The 16,400-nt window shown below is 62.0% G+C and carries 15 protein-coding genes, 2 tRNA genes and 1 pseudogene; 9 read left to right on the top strand and 9 right to left on the bottom strand.

The genetic code is table 11. The features are described from left to right. The first annotated feature begins 34 nt into the window (after positions 1–34). Complete coding sequence (locus tag JN279_RS26045) at positions 35–817, top strand: hypothetical protein (RefSeq protein ID WP_096456887.1); 783 nt, start codon at positions 35–37, stop codon at positions 815–817. Between the two features lie 707 nt (positions 818–1,524). Here the strand turns inward: JN279_RS26045 and JN279_RS26040 are convergent. The 3 genes from JN279_RS26040 to JN279_RS26030 all read right to left on the bottom strand — a co-directional run bounded on the left by JN279_RS26040 (position 1,525) and on the right by JN279_RS26030 (position 4,205). After that, positions 1,525–3,210 carry a tetratricopeptide repeat protein gene (locus JN279_RS26040; protein ID WP_202350629.1) on the bottom strand — a complete coding sequence of 562 codons (1,686 nt, stop codon included), beginning with the start codon at positions 3,208–3,210 and terminating at the stop codon, positions 1,525–1,527. A 184-nt stretch (positions 3,211–3,394) separates the two neighbouring features. Continuing rightward, positions 3,395–3,468, bottom strand: a tRNA-Cys gene (locus JN279_RS26035). A 104-nt stretch (positions 3,469–3,572) separates the two neighbouring features. Further along, positions 3,573–4,205 (bottom strand): hypothetical protein, encoded by a 633-nt coding sequence (locus tag JN279_RS26030; protein ID WP_096456893.1) that lies wholly within the window; start codon positions 4,203–4,205, stop codon positions 3,573–3,575. Between the two features lie 344 nt (positions 4,206–4,549). Here JN279_RS26030 and JN279_RS38345 point away from each other — a divergent pair, with 344 nt between their 5' ends. After that, positions 4,550–4,786: a hypothetical protein gene (locus JN279_RS38345; protein ID WP_244734153.1), complete on the top strand. Its 237-nt coding sequence runs from the start codon at positions 4,550–4,552 to the stop codon at positions 4,784–4,786. Between the two features lie 131 nt (positions 4,787–4,917). Here JN279_RS38345 and JN279_RS26020 read toward each other — a convergent pair whose 3' ends face one another. From JN279_RS26020 to JN279_RS26000, 5 genes and pseudogenes are all read right to left on the bottom strand, one after another. After that, positions 4,918–5,298, bottom strand: coding sequence for a cupin domain-containing protein (locus tag JN279_RS26020; protein ID WP_096456897.1), 381 nt, complete (start codon positions 5,296–5,298; stop codon positions 4,918–4,920). Positions 5,299–5,529: 231 nt separating this feature from the next. Beyond that, positions 5,530–5,949 (bottom strand): hypothetical protein, encoded by a 420-nt coding sequence (locus JN279_RS26015; protein ID WP_202350628.1) that lies wholly within the window; start codon positions 5,947–5,949, stop codon positions 5,530–5,532. A gap of 148 nt (positions 5,950–6,097) precedes the next feature. Then, positions 6,098–6,354, bottom strand: a pseudogene (locus tag JN279_RS26010) (hypothetical protein). 1,142 nt (positions 6,355–7,496) lie between these two features. Continuing rightward, positions 7,497–7,570: transfer RNA gene (locus tag JN279_RS26005), tRNA-Gln, on the bottom strand. Between the two features lie 180 nt (positions 7,571–7,750). Beyond that, positions 7,751–8,683: a lysylphosphatidylglycerol synthase domain-containing protein gene (locus tag JN279_RS26000; RefSeq protein ID WP_202350627.1), complete on the bottom strand. Its 933-nt coding sequence runs from the start codon at positions 8,681–8,683 to the stop codon at positions 7,751–7,753. 353 nt (positions 8,684–9,036) lie between these two features. On the opposite strand from JN279_RS26000, the gene JN279_RS25995 reads away from it, so the two are divergent. Continuing rightward, positions 9,037–10,455 (top strand): Ppx/GppA phosphatase family protein, encoded by a 1,419-nt coding sequence (locus JN279_RS25995; RefSeq protein WP_446720363.1) that lies wholly within the window; start codon positions 9,037–9,039, stop codon positions 10,453–10,455. Continuing rightward, complete coding sequence (locus tag JN279_RS25990) at positions 10,455–11,168, top strand: RlmE family RNA methyltransferase (RefSeq protein ID WP_202350626.1); 714 nt, start codon at positions 10,455–10,457, stop codon at positions 11,166–11,168. Before JN279_RS25995 ends, JN279_RS25990 begins: the two co-directional genes overlap by 1 nt. Before the next feature lie 170 nt (positions 11,169–11,338). On the opposite strand, the gene JN279_RS25985 is transcribed toward JN279_RS25990, so the two are convergent. Next, positions 11,339–12,760, bottom strand: a complete 1,422-nt coding sequence (locus JN279_RS25985; RefSeq protein WP_202350625.1) for an MFS transporter — start codon at positions 12,758–12,760, stop codon at positions 11,339–11,341. Between the two features lie 245 nt (positions 12,761–13,005). Between JN279_RS25985 and JN279_RS25980 the strand changes: the two genes are divergently transcribed. The 5 genes from JN279_RS25980 to JN279_RS25960 all read left to right on the top strand — a co-directional run bounded on the left by JN279_RS25980 (position 13,006) and on the right by JN279_RS25960 (position 16,369). After that, complete coding sequence (locus JN279_RS25980; protein ID WP_202350624.1) at positions 13,006–13,251, top strand: type II toxin-antitoxin system Phd/YefM family antitoxin; 246 nt, start codon at positions 13,006–13,008, stop codon at positions 13,249–13,251. Continuing rightward, entirely contained in the window at positions 13,248–13,703 is a 456-nt protein-coding gene (locus JN279_RS25975; protein WP_202350623.1) for a PIN domain-containing protein, read from the top strand. Before JN279_RS25980 ends, JN279_RS25975 begins: the two co-directional genes overlap by 4 nt. A gap of 138 nt (positions 13,704–13,841) precedes the next feature. After that, a complete protein-coding gene (gene guaB, locus JN279_RS25970) occupies positions 13,842–15,344 on the top strand; it encodes an IMP dehydrogenase (protein ID WP_202350622.1) in 1,503 nt (500 codons plus the stop codon). Continuing rightward, entirely contained in the window at positions 15,295–15,921 is a 627-nt protein-coding gene (locus tag JN279_RS25965) for a hypothetical protein (RefSeq protein WP_244734151.1), read from the top strand. The genes guaB and JN279_RS25965 overlap by 50 nt, the downstream gene beginning before the upstream one ends. A gap of 28 nt (positions 15,922–15,949) precedes the next feature. Further along, positions 15,950–16,369, top strand: coding sequence for an MAPEG family protein (locus tag JN279_RS25960; RefSeq protein WP_202350621.1), 420 nt, complete (start codon positions 15,950–15,952; stop codon positions 16,367–16,369). Positions 16,370–16,400: the final 31 nt, after the last annotated feature.

Below are 16,400 nucleotides of genomic sequence, written 5' to 3'. Positions count from 1 at the left end.
CGTTTGGATGCGGCGGCGACCGGGGGGAAATGTCATGACCACTGCGACACTGGGACAACCCAGCCGGTTCGAGATCGGCAGGGTGTTCAACAACACCTTTGCCGTCATCGGCCGCAACATTGGGCTTTGCCTTGGCCTTGCCGCGCTGTTCGCGGGTGTGCCGACACTGCTTATCCGGTTGTGGACCCAGCCGCAGATCGACGCGATGTTGCATAGCGATCCGGGCGCGATGGCGGATCCCCACGCGATGTTTCGCAATTCCTACCTCAGCCTCATCGCCGGGCTGGTTTCCTTCGTTTTCACGCTGCTGCTTCAGTCGTCGCTGGTCCGGGCGACCATCGAGGACCTTAATGGCAGGCGGCCGTCCTTCGGCGATTGCATTCAGATTGCCGTCCGCTTCCTGCTGCCGACGCTGGCGATTGGCTTCCTCGTCGCCCTTGGCGCCGGCCTTGCCATGCTGGCCCTGATCGTGCCCGGCATCATCTTGTGGCTTGGATGGTCGATGTCGGTGCCGGTCCTGATCCAGGAGCGCCGGGGCGTGTTCGGTTCGATGTCGCGCAGCCGCGCCCTGACAAAGGGCAACCGCTGGTCGCTGTTTGGCCTGTTTCTCATACTGATGATCATCGCGATGGTCATCCAGTGGGGGATATTGCTGGTTTTCGTCCTGTTTGGTGGAATTCTGGCTCAGCTGGGCGCTGCGCTGGTGCAGACCGTGGTCTCCATGGTGCTGTCGATCGCCGCCGCGGTCAGTTATGTCGAACTGCGCCAGGTCAAGGAAGGTGCAAGCATCGACGAACTGGCGAAGATATTCGCGTAGCGGATGGCGCCATTCGCCCGAGGGGCGACAGCCCACTTCAACGACAGCAGGGATTTGATTACACGCTCGGCACAGGCATGACGAACTGGATCAGGGGCGACGAGGCTTGAGGGTTTGAGAGTAGACCAAGTCCGACGCCAATTTGCGGCAGCTTCATCAAAATGGATGGCGACTTTCGGCGACGCCTATGGTGGAATCCAGCCCAGGTGGAGTGCGGCCCACCGGAGCAACAGGTGGTTCCATCCTTCCGGTGAGTGGGCCAACTCCCTCATTGAGCGGGCCTCTTAATAGGCTCCGACCGAGGAGAGTCGATATGCAAGATTCTGCCGAGAGGAACAAAAGGCCGCCTCGTACCCAACCAGCCGAAGATGAGCGCCTGGCGCGGCTCGAGAAAACAGCCAGGCTCAAGCGGCTTAGGTCTTACGCTTCCTGGCTTGCGCCTGACGCATGTGCCCAATTTCACGACGAGATCGACTGCTCTGCGCTAATTGAGGAAAGCCGTTCATTGAGCCTGGTATGATCGGCTGATGCCGTTTTCCCTCGCCTGATCAAGAATGCGCGCAGCGTACTTCGGCGATCAACCGAGGACTGACCGCGCCGCGGCCATAAATAAAATGCTTATCCAAGGCCTGGTCTGTGCGGTGGCGGCTCGGGCATCCATCTCCTGAAGGCCGGGTTCGGATAGAAACATCCTCAGATTGGAAATCTCAGTGACAGCAGCTTGGACCCGCTTGCACGCTCGTCCGGCACAGGCAGGACGAGCTGATCGTCACATCCGCCTTGGCCACCGCCGCAGCGAGCTTGGCCCGCAACCCCGGCAGCTCTTTGCTCTCGCCACGCCGCCTCAAACATTCCACCAGCCCGTGCAGCGACCAGACATTGTCCGGGTGCTGGGCGCAACGCTGCACCTTGCCGCTTAGGCCGAGATCGTCGCGATAGACCTGCTCAGCCTCTTGCGCGTGGCCCTGGTCGAGAAGCAGCGCCGCCAGCGCATGGCGGGGAGGGTGCATCCACGCCCATGGCTCGGTGTAGGAGAGGTTGTCATCCAGCTCGACCGCTTGCCGCAAATGGGCGTAGGCTTCGTCGTGCCGGCCCTGATGGTAGGCAAGCTCGCCATCGAACAAGGCGGCACCGACGGCGAGCGAGGCGCGGGTCGGGTTGCTGAGAAAACGCCGCTCGGCCGGAATGTCCGCCACATGCCGGTGGAACCGCTCACGCTCGCGCTCGGCTTCAGCGAATTGCCTCAGCGTCGCATGCGCGACGCCTTTGGCGTAGTGCTGCATCGCCGCCGTCAGCACATAGAGACCCGGCTCTTCGACCGCCGGTTCGTCGATGATCTCCTGCCAGCGGCCGAAGCGCACCAGCACATGCGATTTCATCGCATGATAGCCTTCCACCGTTTGCGTCAGCTTGGGCCGGTCCTGGATGGCGACCACGTCGCGCGTGACCAGGCTGCGCACCTTGTCGGCGGCCCACAGCGCCGGTCGGTACTGGCCAAGGAACATGCAGGTGAACATCATCAGATGCAGATCGTGGCAGCAGCCGAGCAGGTAATAGGTCGGCTCGCCGGCATAGGCGAGATAGAGGTCGTTGGCGCGGACTGCTTTTTCACTCGCGATCTTCGCCTTTTCATAGTCGCCGCACAGCACATAGATGTGCCCCGGCATGTGGTTCATGTGCCCGGCATCGGGGCACATTTCGCCAAGCAGGTCAGCCGGGCGCATGCCGCGTTCCGGCATGGTCGACATTTCCAGGAGATGGATGTGCAAGTGCAGGATCGCCGGGTGTTGTGCGGCACCCGCCTCGTCGGCGAGCCGGATCGACCGTTCGCAAACCTCCAGAGCTTCAAGCACATCCGAATTCGGTGCCGGCGCACCGGTCTTGAGGTTCCACAGCCGCCGCACGGTGCGCATCATCAGAGCCTCGACCAGCAGCGCCATCACATCATGGTCGTCGGGAAAGTTTTCGTAGACCCGCCGCATCGCGGCGGCATAGGCATCGTCCCACTGTTCGAATTCCTGCGAGCTCACCTTGTGCGGCTTCTGGAAACGGCATGCCAGCGCCTCGATCAACTGGCGTTCGACCTCGCTGGCGCCAGCCGCCTTGGCGCGTGCCAGCTGGACATGCTCGTAGCAAAGCTTGGTCGCACTGTTGGCCTCGGCCTCGCCATGCTCCTTCCAGGTCAGATTGTAGAAAGGCCCGGCGGCATAGGCGATGCCCCAATGCACAAAAGCGCAGCCGGGATCCGTCTCCAGCGCCTTCTCAAAGCACTTGATGCCTTCCTCATGGTTGAAGCCGTAGCACCAGTTCAGCCCGATATCGAACCAGCGCTGGGTCTCAGTGGAGCGCGTAGAGATCGGGCGGCGATAGGTACCAAGGTTGAAGCGGTCCATGTCTTCCATTCAAGTCCGACGAGCCGCGAGCCAAGCCGTGGCCAGATTCCTTCGCCATCAATGTGTGCCGAAATCTGGAAACATGGCAAACGCCATGAGCAGCACCGCCACTGTTTGAGAGAGTAAGGCAGGCGTCTCTGACAAAAAAGCCGCCCGGCTTGTATAAGCGGGCGGCTTTTGAAAATGGAGGTCTGAATGGGAATTGAACCCATTACGTCGGTTTTGCAGACCGATGCGTCACCGTCCCGCCCTCAGACCGTGCTGGTCTTATGGCCACCCCATCAGCACGCGTCAACCTTGCTGTAGGCGCGCCCTTGCGCGGTTAGGGTGACGATAACGGGGACTGTCGGAGGCGCGCCACCTTAGTTGCTCCCTTCGTGCCGCGCTTCGCTTTGCCAGCCGGCCAGCTCCGGCAGGTCGTCAAGCCAACTTTTCTCGCTCATCAAAGCATCGCCGGCCTGCGGTGCAGCCTCCGTGGCGTTTTGAATCAGCCAGTCCATCCACTTCCGGTAGGCAACCGGATCAAGCTGGGGCGGCAGCACCTTGGCCTTGAGCAGCATCCGCTTGCGGAAACTGGTTTGCCTGCGCAGTTTGGTCGTCGTGAATTTGATGACCTTGCCCTGGTATTCAACCGTCCAGCGGTCGCCTCCAAGACTGACAAGGCTGTCGATGGCGAAACCGGCGTCAACCGGTCGATCCCGCCAGGGAAGCTCGATGGCATTCTTCCTCAGATCGAGTGCCCAACGCCTGTAGCTGGCCCCCGCACGTTGGGGCGGCAGTACACCGGCCTGTTCGAGCATCTTCCTGCGGAAGGTAGGCTGCTTCTTCAGCTGGCCGGTTGTGAACTCGACGCGATGCCCACGAAACTCGACGTGCCAGCGGATCCTTCCATTGCCGACATATTTCACCAGCCTGTCGATGAGGAATTCACCATCGGCAAGCGTCACGCAGCCTTGGTTGATGCATTCGAGAATGAACTCGGTGTCAGTGACCATTACGCAGCCCTGTGGCGGAAACTTCTACGCAGGTTAGCCATTGGAAGGCACCGGCAGCCAATCTTTTTTGCCTGCAAATCTCACCTGCTTCGACTGCCACTAGGGCCTTCCATCCTGACACGAATGTGCAAACCGTCGTGTTACGGTCCGATGGTGTCATGTCATCGAACTGATTGCCATCGAAGCAAATGGGAGAGTTCGCCACGTCCAGGATCAATCGCCGCGCCTTGCTTTTCCACTCCGGCAGCTCAGTCGTCGCCTCGACGGCTGCGGCAACGGCACTCGGCACAGAGCCGCCGGGCCGAGACCAGGAACCGTCCGATAGACTGCGAGAGCTGATTGAGGTGCACAGGATTGCATATGCGGCGTTCGGCAAGTCGCTGCACGGCAATGGCGCCGACTCCGACAGAGCCAGTCGGGAGGAGGAGAGGGCGCTGCTCGCCATCTGCGGCCACACTGCGGTTGAGGAAGGCGATCGCCTGGCCAAGGCCCGATATCTTTTGGAGATAGAGGCGCGCGGCGAACTCGACCTTCCCGAGCATATGCAGGCTGTTCTTCGATCGACGATGTGGAAGGGATGAAGGCAACCGGCACGCAACCACGACAATGTCATCGCGCTGATGCGCGCAACGGTCGCGGGCGACATATTCATGTCGCGACAACAGCCTCGCCGCCTGACGCGAACCTTTTAGCCAGCAGGTTGCAGCTTACCCTACGCCGGCTTGGCGTATTGCTCGGCGCTCATGACCTCGATGCAGACGAAGCGTTCGTTGCCTTCCACCCAGGCATCGTGGCCAGGCGGGATCGTATAGGACGTACCCTTCGTGAAGGTTTTCTGAGTCCCGTCGTTCATCCTGATGGTGATGGTTCCGGAAACGACGTAGCCGACATGCGATACCTGACAGCTGTCCGTCTTGACGCCCGGCTTCACGCATTCGGACCATTTCCACCCCGGCTCCATATTGAGCCGCCCGAGCGTAAAGCCTGGAAGCCGCACGACCTCGACGCGTGTCTTGGCGGGCGAGCGAACCTCATCCGGGTTGTCGTGAGATTTGGATTCAAGTTTGGTGACATTCATTCCACCATCGGCCATGGCATCCTCCCATACGCGACGCGGAGCCAGACGCTGGCACTTTTTCATTATATTAGCAATTGCTTTTATGCCAGCGAAGGTCGACCACAGCCCGCGCTCACCCACCTAAACGGGTGACCTGGAATGGCCCACATCAGGATAATTGCTGTAAGAATCCCTCACCCACAAAGTTGCCGGCAATGGTCAAGCACGCCGCGCGGGAGGCGAAGCGTTGCTCCTGCCTGGAAAACATTAAGCTTCCGCGATCACGCCATAACGCCGGCCCGATAAATCGGCCATCTGTGCGGCGCGGCGGACCTGTTTCCGCCTGGCCGGCGCCTTTACCCAACGCCACCCCGCCCAACGGGCGCCGGCCCTTTTCAAGGGAACATCCTGACGTCGGCGACGTTTGCGCGGATGGCTCTCATCACCGGGTTCGCGTCGGCAGTGGTTGTCCTCTTTGTCGTGTTGCTGTTCACTCACGCAGCCCGAGATCTTCAAAGCTCGCCGATCTATCACCGGATATGCCGCCGACTGCGCCGAGCCCTTTAGCGCCTCTTCGGCTTCGGGTAATCTCCTCGACCCGCGCTTTACGCCGTCCTGGACCATCGCCTGTTCAAGCGCCTCGGCTTCTGCCTTGTCTTTAGCGGTAAGGACGGTCTGCCGGGACATACGCCTGCCGCACGGATCGGGGGGCGCAGAAGAATGGCCGGTGCAGGGATGCTTGGGTTGGAAGCGGGCGGCACCGGCCATTGCGGGTTAGGCTTCGATTTGGGATCGTCCCCCGCACTGCCTAAGTTATAGTCATATTAGCGATTGCTCAACTAAGACCGAAGTCCCTACCCACAGGGGGCCGAACCGGTCCCGTGGTGTTCCATTGGATGAACTCGACCTCCTTACCAGTGACGTCCCTCACCGCCTTCAACAATACCTCATGCAGGGTTCGCGTTGCTGGGTAGTGATCGCATGCAGGCGATAGAGCGGGTTCACGATGCTCTGATGCAGCGCTTCCGCTGCCACCAGGAAGCGCTCGATTTCAGCCTGCGATAACTGTTTGAAAGGTTTGGTTCTGGCCATCGGCGATCCCCGTTTTGGGTGGGGCGCCGCAACTGGGAGGATTGTCCTGTACTTCCCTCACCTGCCACCAGCTACAGGTTGTGTAGCGGATTTACGCATTCTTGAGCACGTTAGCGCATCGTAATGAGCGGACATGCTAAGTATCTCGTACATGGCTAAGGCCCCGGCGATTCACCCTGCGCCGGGGCCTTTTTGCAAGCTCTGTCATGGCGCAGCGTTGCGTCGAGGATTGTGCGGTAGAGGCTTGTCCACTTCTTCGTCGATCTCGTGCCGCTTGATACCGGCCGCCTTGGCGTATGCGCGTCGGAGCTGGCGTTGCCGAACGTGGTCTGGAAGCGTGCCGTTTGTGCCGGCTTAAGCTGGCATAGCTATTGCTCTGGCATTATATTAAGATGATCTAATAAATTGGGCGAAGAACTTCGTGAGACATTCCGAAACCGTCAGTTTTTAAAGCAGGGGCATGGCCGATAACAGACCGTCTGCCCCAGCAGTAGAAATCAGCCAATCCTTGGGCGAGTGGGTTGTTAGGATCGTAACAACGGACGGCAACAGCTATTCCAGAGCCTTTGAACGTGAGCCAGATGCCGTCGCTTTCGCTGAAGGTCAGCGTTTGCGCCTGGGATTGCAGCCGCCGACGCCCGACTAGTGCGGAACTGGCACCTCGCCTTAGGCCTTTTTCCTCCTGGACTGGCCAGGAGTCAGGAATCCATCCCGTATCAGGTCCAACGCGTCGAGCGCGTCCTCATCCAACAAGTTTGTCAAGGGCACTCCACCCACGCGCACAACCTTGTCGTTGTCTATGTCGTAGACCTCCCAGAGCCCATCCATGACTCTTCGGATTGCGTGCCGTCTCTCCATAAGGGATTTCTAATAAACGAGTCACCGAAGCTCCAGCAAGAAAACTCGATCCAGAGAGTTAACGGTGGAAAACCATGATCGCTTTGGCGACAAGGTTGAACCGAAGCCCGCCCCAGACAGTTTTGCCCCCGTCCGAGGCGGGCCGTGGAAGCTGAATGGAGGCAGCCTCCTGCCTTGGCCCGCCGGCGGCGGCGGAAAATCTCTGCTTGGAGCTTGACGCGACACAAACGCGACATGGAAGCCCGAAAGCGAGACTTAGATATCGCTAAGTGCTTGAAATTGCTTGGCTGGGGAACCTGGATTCGAACCAGGACTAACGGAGTCAGAGTCCGTGGGTCTACCGTTAACCTATTCCCCAGCAGGCGTGGTCATGAACCGCGCGGGCCGAACGGCTGAGCCGCTTGAGCGCTGCCTTGTAGCCGCCAGCGGAAAATAGTCAAGCCTGCTCTGCGGTTCAATCGCCACGTTTTGACAGGTGGTTTCAAACGCCGGGTTTCATATGGCTCGCGGGTGCGGTCACAGAATCCGATCCTGTGCCTCAGCTCTCCGTCCGGCTGAACTGCGAGCGTTCGAAGAACAGCACCACGCCCAGGCCCAGAATCAGCGGGATGATGAGATAAAACAGCCGGAACACAACCAGCGCCGCCAGCACGTCGACCGGTTCCATGTCGGCAAGCCCGGCCAGGAACACCACCTCGAACACGCCCAGCCCGCCCGGCGCGTGCGAGAGCTGGGCGACCGAGAAGGAGACGAGGAAGACGCCGAGCACGACGAAATAGCCGGGATTGTGAACCTCGGGCAGGGCGAAGAAGATGATCGCCGCGGCGGCAATCAGTTCGATCGGGCCGATCAGCAATTGCCTGGCGACGATCGGCAGTGCCGGATAGTGCAGCTGAAAGCTGGCGATCTTCAGCGGGCGCAGATGCAGCGCGCTGCCGAAGATGTAGGCGCTGATGAGAATCAGCATGGCAAGGCCGGCGGCGATCGCCAGCCCGTGATGCGGGGCGCCTGAGAAGCGGTCGACGATTTGCGGCTCCAGCACCAGCACCAGACCGCCGGCCAGAAGACTGGACAGCACGAAGGTGATCCAGCAGATCGCCACCAGCACGCCGACATCCTGGCCGGTCAACCCCCTGGTGCCATAGGCGCGGTAGCGGATGACGGCGCCGGAAAACACCGAGCCGCCGATATTGTGCGACAGCGCATAGGTGGTGAAGGAGCACAGCGTCACGAACAGCCACGACACACGCTTGCCGATATGCAGCAGCGCTATGTGGTCGTAACCGGCGAGTGCGGCATAGGCGATGACGGAACTCAGCCCCGCCAGCACCCAGCCGCGGGTTGGAATGGCGGCGAGCCCATCCCAGACATCGTCGAGCGAAATCCCGCGCAGTTCGTGCCAGAGCAGCAGCAGCGAGAAGATCACCGCGGCGACGCCGACCACCGGCCAGAAATAGCGTCTCCAGTTCATTGCCTGATCGCCATGCGTTGCGTGTCCGCGTCCTTTTCGCTTGATGCTGGGAGGCCGCCTGCCCGGTGACTTCCCTACATTTCAGAAATGCCTCATTGAAGCCGGCTATTCAACCGCGAACACTTGTCGCGCCGGCCGCTGGCAAGATCTGCCCGCAGCGAAAGCAGTGCAACGGCCAGCGAGGAGGCGTCGGCATCGACGAGAGTTATCTTCGCCGGCATTGCGCTACCAACCCAGGCTTGCGGCTACATTACGCGGCGGGACGAAAGGCGGTTCGCTCCCAGCCGGCAAAATTCAGCATGCGGCTCTTGGTGATCGGGCACGGCACTGTTAGTCTGGCGGCAACTTGAAACATGCCAAAGCGCCTGCTGCGTCCTTCATCGGTTCGCGCGGCGCCGGAAGGAACGACAGTGGAAGACCGCGACACCGGCGCAGGCGCGTCGGAGGTGGGCGCGTCCAGCGCTTCCCCAGGGCCACCGGGTCAGGGGACAGCCGGTTGGCAGCAACGCCGCCCGACGGAGCAGCGCTCCGCCGATGGGCCGGCGGGTGACGCGACCCATCACCAGAAGGGCAAGCCCAAGAAACGGCGCAAGCGAAGGCGCGGGCGCAAGGTTTTTGCGCGCGACGAAGCGCACCCCCAGGGCAATCGATCTCCGGCCCCAGGCCAGGCCGCTGCCCCGGCTTTGGAACCGAAGCAGCCAACGGCGCCGGCAATCTCCCCCGTCGCTCCGGCGCCACGCCCCGAACAGGGCACCCGCCGGCCGCCGGTGCACGAACTTCCGGTCTTTGCCGCCCTCGACCTTGGCACCAACAATTGCCGGCTGCTGGTTGCTGTGCCGACACGGCATGGCCAGTTCCGCGTCATCGACGCCTTCTCGCGCATCGTCAGGCTGGGTGAGGGGCTCACCGCCAATGGCCGGCTCGGCCAGCCGGCGATGGATCGCGCGGTCGAGGCGCTAAAGATCTGCGGCGACAAGTTGCGCAGCCGCAAGATCAGGAAGGCCAGGCTGATCGCCACCGAAGCCTGCCGCTCGGCCGAAAACGGCGTCGAATTTCTCGAACGCGTCGAGCGCGAGGCTGGCCTGAAGCTCGAGATCATCGATCGTCAGACCGAGGCGCGGCTGGCGGTTTCCGGCTGCGGCTCGCTGGTCGAGCGCGACACGCAAGGCGTCGTGCTGTTCGATATCGGCGGCGGCTCTTCCGAAATCGCGCTGATCGATCTCACCGGTCGCCGTTCGCCGCGGCTCGCCAACCATATCGTGTCGTGGACGTCGCTGCCGGTCGGCGTCGTCTCCTTGGCCGAGCGCTTTGGCGGTCGCACGGTGACTCGCGAAATCTTCACCGCCATGGTCGACGACGTTGCCGGCCGTTTGGCGAGTTTTGACGGCCGCGACCGGCTGAGCCACCTCAAGGCCAGCCCGAATTTTCATCTGCTCGGCACGTCCGGCACAGTGACAACGCTGGCCGGCGTTCACCTCGATCTCGAACGCTACGACCGGCGTCGGGTCGACGGGCTGTGGATGGACCGCGACAGTGTCGACCGCATGGTGGAGAGGCTGGTCGGCTGGGATTTCCAGCAGCGCTGCGCCAACCCTTGCATCGGTGCCGACCGCGCCGATCTGGTGCTGGCTGGCTGTGCTATCCTCGAAGCGATCCGCGCGGTCTGGCCCTCCGAGCGGCTGCGTGTCGCCGATCGGGGCCTGCGCGAAGGCATATTGAGCGAGCTGATGGCCGATGACGGCGTCTGGCGCAACGATGGGCGTGGCCGTTAATGACCAAGAAACCGGAAAATCCAGGATCGGCCGGCATTCGCGTGCTGAAGACGCGGATCAAGAAGAAAAGCGGCCTGAAGGAATCGTCGCGCCGCTGGCTGCAGCGCCACATCAACGATCCCTATGTCCAGCGGTCGAAGGCCGACGGCTACCGCTCGCGCGCGGCCTACAAGCTGATCGAAATCGACGACAAACACCATCTATTGAAGCCCGGCATGAAGGTGATCGATCTCGGCGCTGCCCCCGGTGGCTGGTGTCAGGTCGCGGCCGCGCGCACGAAATCGACGGCGGAAAATCCGCATGTCGTCGGCATCGACTATCTGGAAATGGATGCCGTACCCGGCGCGCCGGTGCTGTTGATGGATTTTCTCGATCCGGATGCACCGCGCAAGCTGGCTGAAGCGCTGGGCGGTGACCCGGATGTCGTGTTGTCCGACATGGCGGCACCAACCACCGGTCACAAACGGACCGACCACATCCGCACCATGCATCTGTGCGAGGTGGCGGCCGATTTCGCGCTGTCCGTCCTGAAGCCGGGCGGTCATTTCCTCGCCAAGACTTTTCAAGGCGGCGCCGAGAACGAATTGCTCTCGATGCTCAAGAAGAATTTCCGCTCCGTCCACCACGTCAAGCCGCCGGCCTCGCGGGATGAATCGGTGGAGCTTTATCTGTTGGCGAAAGACTTTAAAGGGCGAGAAGCAGCCGGCGAGTAGCGCCTTCCCTTCTTCCCCTGTGGGAGAAGGTGGCCTCGCGAAGCGAGGTCGGATGAGGGGTGTTCCAGCTTGACGCCAACGGCACTCCGTCACCCACCCCTCAACCGTCTCGGCGCTACGCGCCGATCCACCTTCTCCCACAAGGGGAGAAGGAGAGGCGCCTCACCCCTTCACTCCCCCGGCGATCTCGCCGGCTCCAGCGTCTTGGGTGTTGTCAGCCGGCCGTGGCCGGAGACGGCATTGCCGGCGTCGGGCGCCAGCCGCATGAACGACAGCGACGCCGCCGCCGATACGGCGGCGACGATGAAGAAGGCGATGTGGAAATCGCCCAGCGTCAGCGGGCCACCATGGATCGAGGTCGAGACCTCCAGGATGCCGCCGGCGAGCGCCACGCCGAGCGCGATCGACAGCTGCTGGAACACCGCCGTGATCGGCGTTGCCTTGCTGGTGTCCTCGGCCGACACTTCTGCGTAGGACAGGGCGTTGACGCCGGTGAAGAACATCGAACGGATGAAGCCGCCGACCAGCAATATGGCCAGCATCAGCACATAAGGCGTTTCAGGGGTGAACAGGCCGTAGATGGCGATCGATGCGGCGGCGACCAGCGAGCCGACGATCAGCACGCGACGGAAGCCGGCAACGCGAAAAATCAGCGCGGTGACGAATTTCATACCGATGGCGCCGATCGCCGAGACGAAGGTGATCATGCCGGACTGGAACGGCGTCAGGCCGAAGCCGATCTGGAACATCAGCGGCAGCAGGAAGGGCACCGCGCCGATGCCGATGCGAAACAGCGATCCACCCAGCACGGAGGAGCGGAACACCTGGTTGCGGAACAGTTCGAGCGCCAGCAGCGGATCTTTGGCGCGGCGCGCATGCATCAGGTAGAGCGCGCCCGACAGCAGCCCGACGGCCACGGTGATGAACCCGGTCGCCGGCGGCAAATAGGGCAGGCTGACCACCGACAGGCCAAACACCACGCCGGATGCCGCCACCCCGCTCAGCACAAAGCCAATGAAATCGAGCGGCGGCGTTTCCATCGATTCGGTTTCCGGCAGGAAGCGCGTGGCCAGCCAGATGCCGACCAGGCCGATCGGCACATTGATCAGGAAGATCCAGTGCCAGGTGAAATAGGTGGTGATGAAGCCGCCGATCGGCGGTCCGACCAGCGGCCCGACCAGTGCCGGAACCGTCAGCCACGACATGGCGGCGACCAGGTCACTCTTGGGCGTGGCGCGCACCAGCACCAGGCGCCCGACCGGGGTCATCATGGCGCCGCCAATGCCTTGCAGGAAGCGCGACACGACGAAGGCCGGCAGCGAACCGGAGAAGGCGCAGGCGACCGAACCGACGATAAACACCGCGATCGCGGCGCGAAAAATGGTCTTGGCGCCGAAGCGGTCGGCCATCCAGCCGCTGATCGGAATGAAGATCGCCAGCGAAACGAGATAGGCGGTCAGCGCCAGCTTGAGCGCGATCGGGCTGGTGTGGATGTCGACGGCGATCGCCGGCAGCGATGTCGCGATGACGGTCGAATCCATGTTTTCCATGAAAAGGGCGACCGCCAGGATCAGGGGAATGGTGCGGTTCACGAGCGTGGCCGTTTCAAATTTTCTTTCCGGCCCGATTCTCGTTCGGAAAAGGGGAGCGAGCCGATACAGGGGGCGGGTATCATGGCTGGCCATTGATGTCGTGTTAATTTGCTGTCACTTTTGTGCGACCGCAACCACGGGTGGCGGTTCTCTTTGGGCTGCCGCCGTGCCAGGAGAGATCTTATGGCTTGCGAAAGGCGGCAGGCCTCCTTATTGTAGTGAATATAACTACTATAGGCCGTATCATGGAAGAAGCCGTTTCGGCAGCCGATGCCAACCGCAAGTTCTCTCACATCCTGCGCGGTGTTCGCGAAGGACAAAGCTATGTCGTGACCAGTCACGGGCGCCCGGTCGCACGGATCGTTCCCGCCGACCAACAGGAGGGTGTGGCCTCCCGTTCGCGCACGGCGTTGTTGTCGCGCCTCGAACGCCAGCCTGTTGTGGATGCCGGGCGCTGGACGCGTGATGAGCTTTACGAGGACGAACGGTGAAAGTCGCGCTCGACACCAATGTCCTTGCCTACGCGGAAGGGGTCAACGGTGCCGAGAAGCGCGACATCGTTCTCGAATTGCTGCGCAACCTCCCGCAAGAAGCCGCCATCGTTCCGGTTCAGGTCCTTGGTGAACTGTACAACGTTCTCGCCCGCAAGGCCGCAAGACCATCTCCAGAGGCCCGGGATGCCCTTCTGAGCTGGCGCGACGCGTTTCCAGTTGCCGCGACGACGCACGACGTGATGATGATGGCGGCCGATCTGGCTACGGACCACCGCTTCAGCATCTGGGATGCGGTCGTTCTGTCCACCGCCTCACAAACCGGTTGTCGGCTGCTCCTGTCGGAAGACCTGCAGGACGGTTTCACATGGGGTGGGGTAACTGTCGTCAGTCCTTTCGCATCGCCGCGTCATGCCTTGCTGGATGCTCTCCTGGGGAAGTCTTCCGAATAGAACGCGAAGTGCCGCAACGATCGGCTTTTCATCCGCGTCGCGACGTGTTACCAGCCAGCGCCAATCCTGAAAGGGAAGATGAGAGTCGGCGCTGTCCATCCTGGTCCAGCGCTTTTTCCGCATTCTAAAGGGCTGGCTATGGCAAAAATCATCGAAACGTCCACCGGCGTACTGGCGCTGACCTTTGACGACGTGCTTTTGCAGCCGGGTCATTCCGAGGTCATGCCCGGCGAAACCGATGTCCGCACCCGCATTGCCGGCGACATCGACCTCAACGTGCCGATCCTCTCGGCCGCGATGGACACCGTCACCGAGGCGCGTCTTGCCATCGCCATGGCCCAGGCCGGCGGTATCGGCGTCATCCACCGCAATTTCTCGCCGGCCGAACAGGCCGAGCAGGTGCGGCAGGTGAAGAAATTCGAATCCGGCATGGTGGTCAATCCGGTCACCATTGGTCCGGACGCAACACTCGCCGACGCGTTGTCGCTGATGCGCACCTATTCGATCTCGGGCATTCCGGTGGTCGAGAATGGCGGCACCGGCGGCCACAAAATAGGCCGGCTGGTCGGCATCCTGACCAATCGCGACGTGCGCTTTGCCTCCGACCCGGCACAGAAGGTCTACGAGTTGATGACCCGTGAGAACCTGATCACGGTCAAGGAGAATGTCGACCAGGACGAGGCCAAGCGGCTTCTGCACCAGCACCGCATCGAAAAGCTCGTTGTTGTTGACAAGTCAGGCAATTGCGTCGGGCTGATCACCGTCAAGGACATCGAGAAGTCGCAGCTCAACCCGCACGCCACCAAGGATGCGCAGGGACGCCTGCGCGCGGCGGCGGCCACCAGCGTCGGCGACGACGGCTTCGAGCGCGCTGAGCGTCTGATCGACGCCGGCGTCGACCTTCTGGTCATCGACACCGCGCACGGCCACTCGCAGCGCGTGCTGGACGCAGTCACGCGGGCGAAAAAACTCTCGAATTCGGTACGCATCCTGGCCGGCAATGTCGCCACCGCCGAAGGCACGCAGGCGCTGATCGACGCCGGCGCCGACGCCGTCAAGGTCGGCATCGGTCCGGGCTCGATCTGCACCACCCGCATCGTCGCCGGTGTCGGCGTGCCGCAGCTTTCGGCCATCATGTCGGCGGTCGAGACAGCGCACAAATCCGGCGTTTCGGTGATTGCCGATGGCGGCATCAAATATTCCGGCGATCTCGCCAAGGCTCTGGCTGCCGGGGCAAGCGCCGCCATGATCGGTTCGCTGCTGGCCGGTACCGACGAAAGCCCGGGCGAGGTCTATCTGCACCAGGGTCGCTCCTTCAAGGCCTATCGCGGCATGGGGTCGGTCGGCGCCATGGCGCGCGGCTCGGCTGATCGCTACTTCCAGGCCGAGGTGCGCGACACTCTGAAACTGGTGCCGGAAGGCATTGAAGGCCAGGTCCCATACAAAGGACCTGTGTCTGGCGTGCTGCACCAGCTTGCAGGCGGGCTAAAAGCCGCTATGGGTTATGTCGGTGGCCGCGATCTTGCCGATTTCCGCGACCGCGCCACTTTTGTGCGCATATCCAACGCCGGACTTCGTGAAAGCCACGCCCATGACGTCACGATTACCCGCGAAAGCCCGAACTATCCCGGCGGAGCCTGAACAATACGGGCTCGGGCGGAGCCTGACCGCGACGATCCTGCGGCTGCCCCGTCACGCGGCCGCACTGTGTTTCCTGTCGGCGGCCGTCTTTATCGCCATGACGGTGCTGGAATTCTTCTATTTCCGCCAGTTGAGCGGCGGCTTGCCGTCGCTCGACATGCGCTATTTCGGTTTCACGCCCGACGAAGGCATGGCCTGGCTGACGGCGCTCGGCCGGCGCGGCGGCGAGATCATTCTGGTCTGGCACTATCTGACCTTCGATCTTTTGTTCCCGGCGCTGCTGTCGCTGACCCTGGTCAGCCTGATCCTGGCCACCGGCCGGCGCCTGGAGACTTTCCGCACGCTGCCGGGGCAGGTGCAGTCGATCTTCGCGCTGGTTCTGGTGCTGCCCTACACGCTTGCCGACTACGGCCAGAACATCGCCGTGGCGCGGCTTTTGTCCGATTTCCTGTCGGCCAACCCGGATTCGCTGTCTTTGGCTTCGGCGCTGATCGTCACCAAATTCGCGCTTCTCGCCATCCCGCTGGTCGTCATCGCGATTCTTGCCCTGGCGGGCCAGAAGCCGCGCCAGGGGTGATCGAGGTTTAGCAGGGCAGGGGGCAACTATGAACCAGACCGCGATCTTCTGGCCTGTGCTGGCGCAGGTTCTGCTGGTCTATATCGTTTACGTCGTGATGGGCCGGCGCCGGTTCGTCGCGGTGAAGTCCGGCGAGGCCAAGGTCGGCCAGTTCAAGACGCGTTCGACCGAGCCTGCGTCCAGCGTCACCGTAGCCGCCAATCTCTGCAACCAGTTCGAACTGCCGGTGCTTTTCTTCGTGCTGTGCCTGACACTCCACGTCACCAACGGCGTCAACTATCTGACGTTGGCGCTGATGTGGATTTTCGTCGCCTCGCGCTATTTTCACGCTTGGGTCCACCTGACCAGCAACAATCTGCGGCTGCGTAGCCGCTCTTTCTTCGCAGGCGCGGCGGTGCTGGCGCTGGCCTGGATCTGGTTCGCGCTGCACCTGCTGGGAGCGGTTTGAGCAGAGCAGTTCTTCCTTCCCCCACACAAGG

This window comes from Mesorhizobium sp. 113-1-2 (assembly GCF_016756475.1).
Taxonomy (GTDB): Bacteria; Pseudomonadota; Alphaproteobacteria; order Rhizobiales; family Rhizobiaceae; genus Mesorhizobium; species Mesorhizobium loti_C.
Note: the sequence above shows the minus strand (reverse complement) of the source record. Positions and strands in the feature narration are given on the sequence as shown.

Bases quoted from the DNA above. Each gene is read 5' to 3' on its own strand.
- guaB (WP_202350622.1), top strand. From the start codon at position 13,842: ATGGCAAAAATCATCGAAACGTCCACCGGCGTACTGGCGCTGACCTTT.
- JN279_RS25990 (WP_202350626.1), top strand. From the start codon at position 10,455: ATGACCAAGAAACCGGAAAATCCAGGATCGGCCGGCATTCGCGTGCTG.
- JN279_RS26015 (WP_202350628.1), bottom strand. From the start codon at position 5,949: ATGTCCCGGCAGACCGTCCTTACCGCTAAAGACAAGGCAGAAGCCGAG.
- JN279_RS26030 (WP_096456893.1), bottom strand. From the start codon at position 4,205: ATGGTCACTGACACCGAGTTCATTCTCGAATGCATCAACCAAGGCTGC.
- JN279_RS25960 (WP_202350621.1), top strand. From the start codon at position 15,950: ATGAACCAGACCGCGATCTTCTGGCCTGTGCTGGCGCAGGTTCTGCTG.
- JN279_RS26040 (WP_202350629.1), bottom strand. From the start codon at position 3,210: ATGGACCGCTTCAACCTTGGTACCTATCGCCGCCCGATCTCTACGCGC.
- JN279_RS26000 (WP_202350627.1), bottom strand. From the start codon at position 8,683: ATGAACTGGAGACGCTATTTCTGGCCGGTGGTCGGCGTCGCCGCGGTG.
- JN279_RS25980 (WP_202350624.1), top strand. From the start codon at position 13,006: ATGGAAGAAGCCGTTTCGGCAGCCGATGCCAACCGCAAGTTCTCTCAC.
- JN279_RS25965 (WP_244734151.1), top strand. From the start codon at position 15,295: ATGACGTCACGATTACCCGCGAAAGCCCGAACTATCCCGGCGGAGCCT.
- JN279_RS26020 (WP_096456897.1), bottom strand. From the start codon at position 5,298: ATGGCCGATGGTGGAATGAATGTCACCAAACTTGAATCCAAATCTCAC.
- JN279_RS26045 (WP_096456887.1), top strand. From the start codon at position 35: ATGACCACTGCGACACTGGGACAACCCAGCCGGTTCGAGATCGGCAGG.
- JN279_RS25995 (WP_446720363.1), top strand. From the start codon at position 9,037: ATGCCAAAGCGCCTGCTGCGTCCTTCATCGGTTCGCGCGGCGCCGGAA.